Annotated in this window: 13 protein-coding genes and 1 tRNA gene; 2 read left to right on the forward strand and 12 right to left on the reverse strand. The window is 49.3% G+C overall.

All coding sequences use genetic code 11. From position 1 onward, the window contains the following. Positions 1-70: 70 nt before the first annotated feature. The 11 genes from PKH29_11165 to PKH29_11215 all read right to left on the reverse strand — a co-directional run bounded on the left by PKH29_11165 (position 71) and on the right by PKH29_11215 (position 10,874). The gene (locus PKH29_11165) at positions 71-1,312 is read right to left on the reverse strand and encodes a uroporphyrinogen decarboxylase family protein (protein ID HNX15395.1); all 1,242 of its coding nucleotides are present in this window, start codon (positions 1,310-1,312) and stop codon (positions 71-73) included. Between the two features lie 49 nt (positions 1,313-1,361). Beyond that, positions 1,362-1,685, reverse strand: a complete 324-nt coding sequence (locus PKH29_11170; GenBank protein HNX15396.1) for an L-rhamnose mutarotase — start codon at positions 1,683-1,685, stop codon at positions 1,362-1,364. Positions 1,686-1,824: 139 nt separating this feature from the next. Beyond that, entirely contained in the window at positions 1,825-3,126 is a 1,302-nt protein-coding gene (locus tag PKH29_11175; protein HNX15397.1) for a D-serine ammonia-lyase, read from the reverse strand. A 147-nt stretch (positions 3,127-3,273) separates the two neighbouring features. Next, complete coding sequence (locus PKH29_11180) at positions 3,274-3,942, reverse strand: DUF998 domain-containing protein (protein HNX15398.1); 669 nt, start codon at positions 3,940-3,942, stop codon at positions 3,274-3,276. 118 nt (positions 3,943-4,060) lie between these two features. Next, positions 4,061-5,116, reverse strand: a complete 1,056-nt coding sequence (locus tag PKH29_11185) for a uroporphyrinogen decarboxylase family protein (GenBank protein HNX15399.1) — start codon at positions 5,114-5,116, stop codon at positions 4,061-4,063. A 121-nt stretch (positions 5,117-5,237) separates the two neighbouring features. Then, positions 5,238-5,924, reverse strand: a complete 687-nt coding sequence (locus tag PKH29_11190; GenBank protein HNX15400.1) for a CDGSH iron-sulfur domain-containing protein — start codon at positions 5,922-5,924, stop codon at positions 5,238-5,240. 69 nt (positions 5,925-5,993) lie between these two features. Further along, on the reverse strand, positions 5,994-6,419 hold the full coding sequence (locus PKH29_11195) for a DUF3795 domain-containing protein (GenBank protein HNX15401.1): 426 nt from the start codon (positions 6,417-6,419) through the stop codon (positions 5,994-5,996). Positions 6,420-6,727: 308 nt separating this feature from the next. Continuing rightward, a complete protein-coding gene (locus PKH29_11200) occupies positions 6,728-7,996 on the reverse strand; it encodes an NAD(P)-dependent oxidoreductase (protein HNX15402.1) in 1,269 nt (422 codons plus the stop codon). 18 nt (positions 7,997-8,014) lie between these two features. Further along, on the reverse strand, positions 8,015-8,893 hold the full coding sequence (locus PKH29_11205) for a DUF368 domain-containing protein (protein HNX15403.1): 879 nt from the start codon (positions 8,891-8,893) through the stop codon (positions 8,015-8,017). 122 nt (positions 8,894-9,015) lie between these two features. After that, positions 9,016-9,177 carry a hypothetical protein gene (locus tag PKH29_11210; GenBank protein HNX15404.1) on the reverse strand — a complete coding sequence of 54 codons (162 nt, stop codon included), beginning with the start codon at positions 9,175-9,177 and terminating at the stop codon, positions 9,016-9,018. Between the two features lie 98 nt (positions 9,178-9,275). Then, a complete protein-coding gene (locus PKH29_11215) occupies positions 9,276-10,874 on the reverse strand; it encodes a glycosyl hydrolase family 18 protein (GenBank protein HNX15405.1) in 1,599 nt (532 codons plus the stop codon). 224 nt (positions 10,875-11,098) lie between these two features. Between PKH29_11215 and PKH29_11220 the strand changes: the two genes are divergently transcribed. Both PKH29_11220 and PKH29_11225 read left to right on the forward strand, forming a co-directional pair. Next, a tRNA-Pro gene (locus PKH29_11220) sits at positions 11,099-11,174 on the forward strand. 262 nt (positions 11,175-11,436) lie between these two features. After that, a complete protein-coding gene (locus tag PKH29_11225; protein ID HNX15406.1) occupies positions 11,437-12,069 on the forward strand; it encodes an undecaprenyl diphosphate synthase family protein in 633 nt (210 codons plus the stop codon). 140 nt (positions 12,070-12,209) lie between these two features. Here the strand turns inward: PKH29_11225 and PKH29_11230 are convergent, their stop codons facing one another. Then, a complete protein-coding gene (locus PKH29_11230; protein ID HNX15407.1) occupies positions 12,210-12,560 on the reverse strand; it encodes a hypothetical protein in 351 nt (116 codons plus the stop codon). Positions 12,561-12,757 lie beyond the last annotated feature (197 nt).

Raw genomic sequence — 12,757 nt, forward strand, 5'->3', positions numbered from 1 at the left:
ATCTTGACCTCGTTTACAGCTTACTACTCCTCGCTGTTCTAGTCAAGACCCTTAAATTTTTCTTACAATTCTATTTACCGAAATCGTGCACCGCCTTGTACATCGCGAGGATGTTTTCGGGCGGAACATCGGGCATGATGTTGTGTTCGGTGTTGAAGACATAACCGCCGCCCGGCATAAAGATGTCGAGCATTCGGCTGACATAATCGTAGACCTCGGCGGGTGTCGCACGGTTTAAAATCCAGCGGGTGTTGCATCCGCCCCCCCAAAAGGTGATGTCGCGGCAGAATTCGCGCTTGAGTTCGACCGGGTCCATGCCTCGCGCGGTGGTTTGAATCGGATTTAAGATATCGTAGCCCGCCTCGATCAAGTCAGGCATCAAGGCGCGCAGGGAACCGCAGGAATGCAGAAAGGTCTTCATCTTGCTGTGCTTGTGAACATACTCGCAGAGGATGGTATGGCGGGGCTTAAAGAGCTTGCGGTAAATCTGTGGGGCCATAAACGGGCCGTCGTTCGTTCCTAAATCGTCCCCGAACCGCAGGATATCCACCACATCGCCGACCGCCGCGCAGACCTTTTCGAGCGAGGCGAGGTGGCGTTCCATCAATGCGTCGAGCAGTTTCTCGACTTCTTCCGGTTCCAAAAGCAAGTCCACGAGGAAGTTGTCCATCCGGCGCAAAAAGGTGCCCCATTCGAACAGGTTGCAACCGCAGACGATCATCAGCGCCTTGTCGGTGGTTTGTCGCAGGAATAGGGCTTTTTCACGCAGTTTCTCGTAAAAATCCGGCGTTGCGGCGTTGTCCCATGGGCTGTGGGCGAGCTTTTGCCAAAGCACTTTATTCATGGCCTTGCCGAGGTCTTTATAATCGGCGGGATACCCGTCTATATACGGAAAGCAGGTCTGGTCAAAAAAGGTACCGCTCGGCGGCATTTGGGCGATCTTATCTCCGTCTTCGTCAAGCACGATATGGCTGCCGTCAGGTTTTTCGGTCGGACGAAACCATGCGGGATACTGGACTTTGCCGCCGTCGGGGAGTGTGATGTCATACCAGTCGCCGTCTTCGGTGTTAAAGGCGCGCCCGATATCGAGTACATCGACGCCGAAACGTTCAATCATTATATCTTCAGGTTGGGCGAGCTGCTGGACGACATCGTAAATACGGGTATTGCCGTCGGTGATGCCAAGGTGCTGTTTTAAATTGTTATAAGCGATTGCGGAAATCCCCGAACTCGGCGTGGAACCGAGATCGAGCGGGACACGGTCGGGCTCATTATGATTGACGGAAGTTAAAACGCGTTCTCTGGAAGTCATAGGTGTTGTCCTTTTCGGTTTATAAGTTAAAGAGTTTATTTTCCAACTTTCAGTCGAGGTGAAAAACCTCTTCGGCCGGTGACCACCACTCACCGGGCTTTGCCGTGTCAACCGGTTCTTGACAGGGGTCAGTGTGTTTCCACCACTCCTGTGTGACCGGGTCGGCGGCCATTTTGGCCATATCGGCGGCGTAATCGGTGCCGGTGTATTCAAAATAGCTGAATAAAAGACCGTCGCGGTAATAGATCGAATAGTTTTGAATGCTGCATTTTTTAATCATGGCAAGCACCTCCGGCCAGGCGTTGGCATGCAGTTTTTTATATTCCTCAAGTTTTTCCTGACGGACGGCGATAACGGAACCATAACGTTTCATGGTATTCTCCCTCTCAAGTTTCTGTTGAAAATAAGATGTAAATTATACTCAGTATAACATTTATTTACAAAAAAAACAATGTAAAAAAAATACCGCAAAGATGCGGTATTTACACGGTAAGGGCTGCGATAACATTCGTTTAAATCGGACTCACGGGCACCAGCATTTGCTTTCCTTTTTGAATATGCATTTGAGCCGTCTCTTTTGGAACCATCGACCCGCCGGTAGCCCAGCAAATATGAATATCGGCTTTTTTTCCCGCTTTTGCCGCAGCCACCGGGCCAAACAGACAAGTGGCGGCCGAGGGTTCGATATAGATGTCCTCTGTTTCTTTTAACAATGCTAACAGCGGATACATCTCCTCATCGGCGATGGTGCAAATACCGCTGACCAAATTTTTCATCATCCCGCTGACCAGGCCTGAGGGTCTTCCCACTGCCAAACCGTCTGCGTCGGTTTTGCCGGACAAACCGATATCATCTACCCGAATACCGTTATAAAGTTTTGACGCCATTCCCAACAGCATACAGGGGGATTGAGCAGACTGGATAAACCAGCTCTTTGCCGCGTCCCCGTAAACGGTTTTGAGCCCGAATGTGATCCCGCCGGGAGCGCCGCCCACACCACAGGGCAGGTAGGCGGCTAAGGCCGATTCCGGAGTCTGGGCAAGCCCCAGTGCGTCCATCTGACTCTTCAGCCGGTCAGCGGCGACCGCGTATCCCAAGAAGAGGTCGGTTGAATGTTCGTCATCCACAAAGTAACTGCGATCGTCTTTCTTGGCTTCGTCACGGGCGTTGCAGACCGCCACCGAATAGGCCGCCGGATGTTCGATCACCTCGACGCCGCGGCTGCGCAGCAGGTTCTTCTTCCACTCTTTGGCGTCCGCGGACATATGCACCACGGCCCGATATCCCAGCACTGCCGACATTGTTCCGATAGAAAGGCCCAAATTGCCGGTACTGCCCACCAGAATGGAATAGGCCGAAAAACACTTTCTCCATTTTTCATCGGCAAGAGAAGCGTAGTCTTTTCGGTCAAAACCGTTTTCTTCGGCCAATTTTTCGGTGAACTTTAACACCTCATAAATGCCGCCCCGCGCTTTGACCGAGCCGGCGACCGGCAATTCGTGATCGCATTTTAAAAACAACCTGCCGGTGATTTGAATTCCGTAACGCTTCTCAAGTGCCGTTTTCATCTTTGGCAGCTCCCGCAGCGGTGATTCGATGATGCCCTTGCTGACGGTTGTTTCGGGGAAAATCCGTTGGATCAGGGGAGCAAACCGCATTAATCTTTCCTCGGCATCGACGATATCTTCCCGGTGCAGGGCAAGGCCGGACTTTACCTCGTCGAAAGGCTTCAGTTCGGGATTGACCCAAACAACAGGTCGGGCGTTTTTCAGATCTTCCAGAAGCTCCGTGTTGATATCGATGATCGGTTTCATATGAATCTCCATGAAAAGCAGAATAATTTCACCCGGTTTGTCTATATTTTTCCTTAATCGTAATATCGCACGAAATAGATTATGTAATCGTTGCCTTGCTGCGCTAAAACAAGATCATTTGTTTACGAATTTAATAGGAATTGATGATTATAAATAGTTAATTCGGCTTGAGGCTTTTAAAAAACGCAAGCCGTATAAACCCAGAACGGCGGTGAAAACAGCCGGGCTGTAGGCGCAGAAACGCTCAACGAGGCCGAAATAATCGTGCGGCACCAACCCGACACCGAATGTACCGATCAAGATGCAGGCAAGCGCGACTGCGGCAATCAAGGGCAAGCCTTTGGCCAGCGGGCGGGCTTTGATTCCGCCGATCATGATCAGAATCAATGAGGCGATGGTCAGCAGGACGCTGGAAAAGGTCACTGCATAGATGTGCATGATATCCCGGAAAGCGGCTGCGGAAGGTCCGGGCTGCGAGAGCGGGAACAAAGAAAAGCCGATGGCGGAAATCCAGCTCATGACGGTAAACAAATAGACGCCAAGCCGTAATAAACGATTCCCGACTACGTTTTCACAGACAATCAAACTGACGATTGTGCAGCATAAAGAACCAAACAATCCATAAACCGCAGTCAGGCCGTTTGCAATGACATAAGACGGTGCGCTGACTGCCGTTAGGTCGCTGACAACTTGACTCAGACGGTCATAACCGGGATAATTCAAACCGCCGATATAGTCATGAAGAACGTAAAACACCAGAGACAATACGCCTGTGAAACACATTAGGCGTTTGAATTTATTCCGGTCTTTCGACATGTATGAATCCCTCTTCTTTAAATAAAGCGGCAAGCGCCAAAGGTAAGGCGATCCCATATCATATAGGATTTACAATAATGCCAATGAAATATACCCGAAAGCGTCGTAAATTGATAAATTAACGGTCATGCCAATAGGTGCGGTATTTCCGAAACGCCTCGCAGACATAGGAAACCTGTTCGGGACCGGTCGGGGGATAGACGCCGTAGACATACTCGAGACCGCCTTTTTCGGAGCCGAGGACTTTAACCTCCTCTTCGATCAATTCGAAAATTTCAGCGCGGGTGCCGCGCGGCGTAATTTTGACCCGGTCGAGGTCGAGACGGATACAGGCCTTTCCTTTGAGGGCTTTTTCAAGATTATAAATACCGTTGCACAAGTCTTGCGGATTGATGATGTCCATGCCGACTTCGATCAGATCATCAATGATCGGAAGAATGTACCCATCACTGTGGATCGAGACGCGGACGTTGTTTTCACGGCAGGGGGCGATCATCTTCCGATAGGATGGGATGATGTACTTGCGAAACATCTCCTTACTGATGAGCATGGAATTTTCTGCGCCGAGATCTTCGGGCATTTCCATCAAATCTACTCCGGCATCACAATAATGTTTGGTGATTTTCAAATTCTCACGGTCAATGATATCGATCAATTCAAAGAGCCTTGGGTCTTCCTCCGCCATGTTGATCATCAGATTTTCAAAACCCATCAGGTATTGCAGGCGCAGGAACAGGAAGCCGTGGACAAGACCGCCGCGGGTGAACAAACCGTTTTTCTTCCGCTCGGCGATTTCTTTGAGTTCGGCCGGCCAATCGCGCTTTCCGCCGCGGTCGAGCCATAAGTCGGAGTCAGGTGCTTTCCAGGTTTCGAATTTGCTCCAGTCGCTGAGAGGATGGCCGCTCACGAAACCTTCGATGCCGTGCATTTTATAATGCCATTGATAACCCCAGGCGTCCTGTTCGGTGATGTCGCAGGTGCCGTCGCCGTATACGGCATAATCCGTCGCCTGTTCGGGGTTTAAGTACGGGAAGAATTCGGGAAAACGGGCTATGACGGCATCCATGTCGCCCTTATGTTCGATACGCGAGGCCATGTTCATACCGATGATGGCGGGAATGTATTCCGGGTAACGGAAATCAACCGTACGCAGATAATTTTCTCTCTCTGTCATATCTATTTACTCCTTAACGGCGGCTGCCGATGTTGAATTGAATGGAAAAACCGGGTCTCATTTTAGTATAAAAATCCGGGGAAGTCAATCGCGATTGACCTCCGGCATGAACGGATAACGACTACTTTTTGTCGGTATATTTAATTTCGATATGTGTTGCATCGCAGAACGGTTTGTTTTGCGATTTGCCGCAGCGGCACAAAGCCGCACGGTTTCTGACCTCATAAGCAGTGCCGTCAGACGATTCAATCGGGATGTTTCCCTTGACGAAAATTCCTGCGCTGACCCCTTCCTCCGGATCCTGTACAATCTCGATCGCCGGTTCGTAAGCGGGCTCGATCTTTTTGCCGTCCTTTTCCGCTGCGACCAATCTTCCGGCGGGGCATTCGCTTGCCGCCCGGATTGCTTCATCTTTGAGTTTTGGATTGCCTGAGTGTTCGGTCAGTTCCCAGACGTTTCCTTGTTCCCGGTGGCAGAACCGGGCAAAAGCGCAGCGCCGGTCGTCCAGCAAGTCAAGACCGGGGCCGTGCAGGATCCCGGCTCTGTCGTCAAAACCGGATTTTGATGCGGTTTCGTTCCCTTTGAAACCGATTTTTACATGCGTTCCGTCGCAAAAAGGCGGATTTTTCGAGTGACCGCAGCGGCAGAGAGCGTATTCGGCGGACTGAGGAAGTTCCCGTCCTTCTTCTAATATATATCCGTGTCCTCGCGAGACTATCAGTTTCTCGGATAAAGATACGCTGCCGGATACGAAATAGGGTCCATCTTTTAAAATTTTGATTTTGGGGTTTTTCGAATTCGTTTCCATGTTTATTGACCTCGTTTTTTATTTTTACGGCAGCGATTCGGCATCCGCTCCTGAAGGTTTAATGTTTATTCACGGTTTTGATTTCGGCTTTCGAAGATAGTGGATATTCGCGGTTTTACAACGGGTGCATTGCGGGTGGTGAACCGAAAGCAATTCCCCGCAGCCGGGGCAGCTCCAAAACGTTTCAGCTTCGGTAATAAAATGATCGAGGCCCAGCAGTTCAATCTGCCGAAAGTTTTCGAATAAACTTTCGCCGTAATTGGTTGAATAGCGTTTGTTGAGAGCTTTTAAGCGCTTGCAGGGATATTTTGAACATAAATTGCAAAGTTCGGTGGGATCGCCATTCTTTTCCGGGCAATTTACGATGATGCATTTTGAACAGGATAAGGGCTTGATGCCCTCTGCGGTGCAGCCCGGGCAGCGGTTTTTTTGCCGTTGAAACGCCGAACAGAGATCACAGATCAAACCGCAGGGCGCGATGACGGTGATGGACATTTTTAACCCCCTCCCGAATAGGTAATATAAGTACTATTCCATACCATTCAGAATGTCGCTATCTTCGATTTTGACCGGGTAGGTACGGGTGCCTTAACCTTGAGATGAAATCGTTAACTGAATTGCAACAAAACATTGTCTCCCATAGATTCATGTCACTCGGATTCAATAATTATATCATGCTTAATGATAAAAAACGATATATTCCAGGGATTTGCTTTTATGATAAAACCGCCCTCCCTTTATAGAAAAGCGGTTTTATCAAACAATGGTTTTTGAAAATCAATGCGGTAACTTGCTTTTTGAAATTACAGCCAGATGTAGTTTTCATTGCCGTTGATGTATTTATCTGTGATGTAGGCGTCGATGGAATCCGCCACCCGGCGTGAGACCTTGACCGCCTCGACGACCGTCTTTGCGCCGGTGACAACGTCGCCCGATGCGAAAATGCCCTCACGGGTGGTTCGGCCGTCCTCGTTGACAGCGACAAGGCCGGTGTCTTTGATTTCAATTCCGGCCGTCGAAGAAACGATGACGGAACGAGGCCCCTGACTGATTGCCACGATAACCGAGTCGGAGCGGAACAGTTCCTCGGTTCCGGGGGCAGGGCGCGCTTGTTTTTCACCGTTTTCGTCGGTGTAAATTTCGGAATCGGCGAGGATGACGCCCTCATCCGTAAATTCGACTGCGGTTTTATTCATAATGAATTTTGCGCCGTCAATTTTGGCGTACTGCACTTCAACGTCGCGAGCGGAAATGACGGACTCGTCCATATTGCAAATGATGAAAACCTCGCGGCAGCCGTGCCGGAAAGCCGTGCGGGCCACATCCATTGCGACATTGCCGGCTCCGATAATTGCGATGCGATTGCCAAGGTGATAAACGTCGGGATTTCGCAGATATTCGATGGCGAAATGAACGTTTCCGAGCGACTCGCCTTTAATATTGAGTTTGCGCGGGCGCCAGACGCCGGTGCCCATAAAAATCGCCTTGAAGCCGTCACGGAATAAATCATCGATACTGAGATTTGCCCCGATGGTGGTGTTCGGGCGGATTTTGATACCGCTTGCGATCAAAGTGTCCATCAGGCGGTCCAAAATACTTTTGGGCAGCCTGAATTCGGGGATGCCGTAACGCAGGATGCCGCCGATCTGATCGTTGCCTTCGTAAATGGTGATGTCATAACCTTTTTGCGATAAAAAGAAAGCGATGGTGATGCCGGCGGGGCCTGAACCGATGATCCCGACTTTTCCGCGGTTCTTAGCAGACGGAGTCGGTTTATAGATACTCAGATAATAGTCGGAGATGTAATTTTCAATCGCGCTGATTTGAACCGGCATGCCCTGCTTTCCGCGGATGCAGTGACCCTCGCACTGGTTCTCCTGCGGGCAAACGAGCGAGCAGATGATCGAAAGCGGATTGTTTTCAAACAGCATTTTTCCTGCGTCGGAAATTTTGCTGTCAAGCAGCAGACCGATGGTTTCCCGGATGGGGGTCCGGATCGGACAGCCCTCGGTGCACATCGGCTTTTTACACTGAAGGCACCGCTTTGCGTCTTCAATGACGTGCTTGCTCATGGTAATCCGCTTCCTTTATTATATTATTGACAGACCGTCGTCGGTCTTGAACTTTTTGCCGAGCTGCCGGAACAGGATAGAGATACCGATGCCGATACCGATCGCCGCCGCGCTCAGAAGCCATTCGGTCAAACCGACCGGAAGCGCGGGGAAGATGTTAAAGATGGAGCCGGTCATAAAGCCCAGTACCATAAAATAGGCAAAGTTGCGGTATTTTTGAAAAATGTGTTTTGTCAGTTTTGAAAATAAAACCATGCCGGCGAGAAAGCAGATCGCCACAGGCCCCACCATAAGCACGTCAAGTTTCGCGGCTGCCTTGAGAAGCGGCTCGTAGACGCCGAGCATCATCAGCATCATCGAAACGCTCATACCGGGAATCATGCTCGTGACGCCGGCGATTGCGCCGCTTACCGCGAGATACCACAGCGGCATCATACCCGAGGAAGTGGTTTGCACCGTTGAGACCACGCCGCTTTTGGCAAGTGTCCCGATGGCGATTGCAAAGGCGAACGCGCAAAGCGCGCCGATAAAATAGTGCGGTTTATACGGCTTTTCGGTCTCCTCGAATACGGTGGGCATACTGCCTGCGATCAGGCCGATGAAAAGCAAATAGGCGGGTGTCGGATATTTTTCGAACAGGATATCGAGGACTTGCAAAAGCAGGAATATGCTTAAAACGGCGCCGATTCCCATCGGCAGAATATAAAAAAAGTTGCGTTTGAAATTTTTAAGCGGGTTCGAGACGATCTCAAGCAGATCGTTATAAATGCCCATCATCACCGCCATAATGCTGCCGCTGATGCCCGGGGCGATGATGCTGATTCCGAGAAAAGCACCGCACAGGACGCGGTAAAAGAAGTTTCCGGATGCCTTTTTTGCCATGTTGAACTCCGTTATTTTTTTTCTTCGCTTGAAGTGGGTAAAAACCGAATCACCCTGTTATTATAACAGGATATGTCATCTTTTTCAAGAACGAAAAAGAATGCGAAAACGCCCGCTCAGCGGAACGGGCGTTTTACTTACTTTTGGATCGGTTTAGCTTTTTCTTTACCGGTTTTCGCCTTGCCTTGTATTTCGGGAACGGGCGTCAAATCGTTCTTCGAAATCTGCAGTTTACGGTTGCTCTCCGTTCCGTGCGGCTGTTCGGGATCGGGCCTTCGCATCCCTGCTTTCGCCATCATGACCATCCTTTCGCGTGTTTGAAAACCGATTTCAAACGACTGTTTAAATAGTTTTCCGGCGGCGAAAGGAATTATGCTTTGCTTTGCGCACGAGTGCATTACTGAATGGTTGAATAAAGCGTATTCAGCAGTGCGCCGTCTTTGTTTTGTGAGAGCTCCCAGACGGAGATGCCGGCGAGATTGTTAAGGTTCGCATAGTTCGCTTTTTCCGCAACGGAAGCCGGATCATCATAGGTGATAAAGACGGAGCCGTTGAACAGATAGGCCACTTTCGCGTCGGAACTATAATATTTATTATAGGCCGAATTGTTTAAATAACCAGACAAAATGCTGTCATAGGTGATCGATTTGCCGCTTGTATAGGGTTGATAGAGACCGTTGTTTGCATTGGGTACGCCGTTGTAGATATAACCGTAAAACGGGATGCCGAGCACGATTTTGGACGCCGGGAAGCCTGCCGCAATCCAGGCTCTGACACAGGAATCCGCGCTTAATTTATATTGCGGAGACGATGCGGTGGGCATATAGAGCGGGGCATTGAAATCGGTGTAGGAATCCCAGGGGCCGTGAAGGTCATAAGTCATCACGATCGCATAATCGACAGAACTGCCGATGAGACTCAGTTCCGTATTTTTGATATATGTACTGCCGGCGCCGCCCGCAATGGAGAGCAGATATTTCTTGCCGTCGATGAGCCCCTGAGCGTCAAGTTTTTCTCTCAGCTTTTTAAGCAGAAGGGTGAAGTTGGTCTTATCTTCCGGCCGGTAGGTGTTGGTCGAAAGACCTCCGCTCACGGGGTATTCCCAGTCGATATCAACGCCGTCAAAGCCGTATTGCTTGATGAATGAGGCAACGCTGCCCGCAAAAGCCGTCCGACTTGCGTCGGTGAGCGCGGCGTCGGAGAATTTATCGGAATAAGTCCATCCGCCGACGGAAATTATAGTTTTCAAGTGGGGATAGGACGCTTTGAGCTGATTGAGTTTGGTGAAATTTGTGACATCGATTGACGGGTCGCCGAGAGTGATTTTTAAATCATCCCCGATTTTGGCAAAGGCGTAATTGATATGGGTGAGCTTTGACGCGGAGATATTCAAGGGGGTATAGCCGCTGTAAGCCGACCAGCTCGCATAATAGCCCGAGATGATTTTGGAAGGGGAGGGCTCAGACGGTACGGAAGAAGCCGCAGATGAAACAGAAGAAGATACGGGCGGGACAGATGAAGTTGAAGAAGGTACAGACGGAGCCGCCGATGTTGACGGTACAGAAGAAACAGATGAAGAGCTCGAAGAGTTTAATGAAGCGGCAGGCGGCGTCACAGTTGACGGAAGAGTGGTAACGGCAATGATATTGCTGAGCGAAGAGATGTTTCCGCTGTAATCTTTTGCCCGGATATAAAATTGATAGGAAGAAGAAGCGGTAAGTCCGCTCACCATGAAACTCGTGCCGGTCGCCGAAGCAATGTTTACGCTGTTTTTATAAATCAGATAAGAGGCAATTCCCTTAGCGTCATAAGAAGCCGTCCATTTGAGCGTCACCGAAGTTGCGCCTATTGCCGATGCGGTCAAATTGGTCGGCGATGTCGGAGGGGTTACGTCTTTTTTTCTGCTTGCCGCATATAAGCCCGTGTTCTGCGTAAGCAGCATAACAACAATTACAAATGAGATTAAGAATTTTATGTATTGCAACTTCCTGTTCATACGATCCCCTCTTTCCTTTTGATATCATTTTCAGTATATTTAAAATCCGGTATGGATGCAATGATTAAATCATGGTAAAAAATCAAGCATTCCCGGAATTCTATTGTAAGCAGAGTATTAGTTGTACACCGCCGTATATCTTTGCTTCAAAAACAAGTATCAAAATGAAATCTTTCTTTTCTTCTTTACAAAACACCCGGTAAGCGTATAAAATAGTAACGCAACGGGGTGTAGCGCAGTTGGTAGCGCGCCTGCTTTGGGAGCAGGATGCCGCAGGTTCGAATCCTGTCACTCCGACCATAAAATAAAGAGGTACTTTTCGGTATCTCTTTATTTTATGCCTGCAGGGAGGGTTCGAACCTTTCGAACTCCTGTCACTCCGATAAACCGCGAAGCGGGAGTTTCACACATGACTAAAAATTAAGAGGAGGGTGCCGCAAGGCATCTTTTTGCAGAAAAAGCAATAAAATGAGGTTTTTTGTATCATGGGCATACTAACGCCGTGATTGAAAGGAAATCACATGCAAACCGGATTATGAATCAAGTCGTGACAGGTGTTAATATGGAAACGTTCAGAAGAATTCCCACACATATCGGGATTATCCCAGATGGCAACAGAAGATGGGCGCAGCAGCGCGGTTATGCAAAAGGGGACGGATACGGATACGGCGTCGCCCCCGGATTTGAACTGTACCGGACGATGATTGAGTACGGCGTCAAAGAAGCCACTTTTTACGGTTTTACGAAAGATAACAATAAACGAGCCGTGGACCAGCGTGAGGCATTTACGAAGGCTTGTGTGGATGCGGTCGGGCTTTTGAGCGGAAAAGACGCAAACTTGCTCGTGGTCGGGAATACCGACTCTCCCGCATTTCCGCAAAAATTGAAACCCTATGCGAATCACCGGGTACATTTCGGGCGGGGGTTGATTGATCTCAATTTTTTTGTCAATTATGACTGGGAGTGGGATTTGAAAAATCTTGAGGAACACAAGCAGCTGGCTTCTCACGACATCTCAAGGGTCGATTTGATCATCCGGTGGGGAGGCAGGCGTCGGTTGAGCGGCTTTTTGCCGGTCCAATCGGTCTATGCCGATTTTTATACAATTGATGATTACTGGCCGGATTATCAGAAATCGCAGTTCCTGAATGCCTTGAGCTGGTATCAGGACTGCGATGTGACGCTGGGTGGATAGATGGGATATTCAATTCAGAATTAAGAAATCAGAATTTAATATTTATATAAGGACTAGAAATTATTAATAAGCGGAGTGACGTTCAAATCACTCCGCATTAAAACATATGATACGTTAATGTTCGTCTCAGGATTTACAGATCAGAAGGGGCGGGTGTTTTCATATACGCCGGCCGAGGCCCAGACGGGTCTGCGGTCCTGAATGCGGCGGACCGAACGGATTGCGAGCGTTTTGCCGGTGCTCTCGCCGAACGCATAAACGGCTGCGGCAATCACCGCGATCAGTTCGTCGCCCTCACCGGCTGCGGAGACGATGGGAGAAACCGGAGCGGATTCGACAGCGGGCTCCGCCGTGTTTGATTTTCGGGCGCGAAGCGCCAAAAACAACAGCAACACGGCGAGCACGCCGGCTCCGATATAAACATACGGGGAAATCTTTAACAGCGCGAGTTCGCTTCTGAAAAATGCTGATACCGTGAGAAACAAGTTCATACTGGGGCAACGACCTTTCAACACATTTGCCGTTCGGCGATTCCTGCGCAATCGATAAACAACAAAAATACGCATTGTGACATATTATACACAATATTTCCCGTGAAAGCAAGGATGAGAGTATAAAAAGTAGAATAAAAACTGTAAGATTACAATTGATGTGTTACAAAGTAAGGGAAGGAAAAAGGTAGCGAACG

The sequence above is a fragment of the Oscillospiraceae bacterium genome (assembly GCA_035353335.1).
In the GTDB taxonomy this organism is placed as follows: domain Bacteria; phylum Bacillota; class Clostridia; order Oscillospirales; family JAKOTC01; genus DAOPZJ01.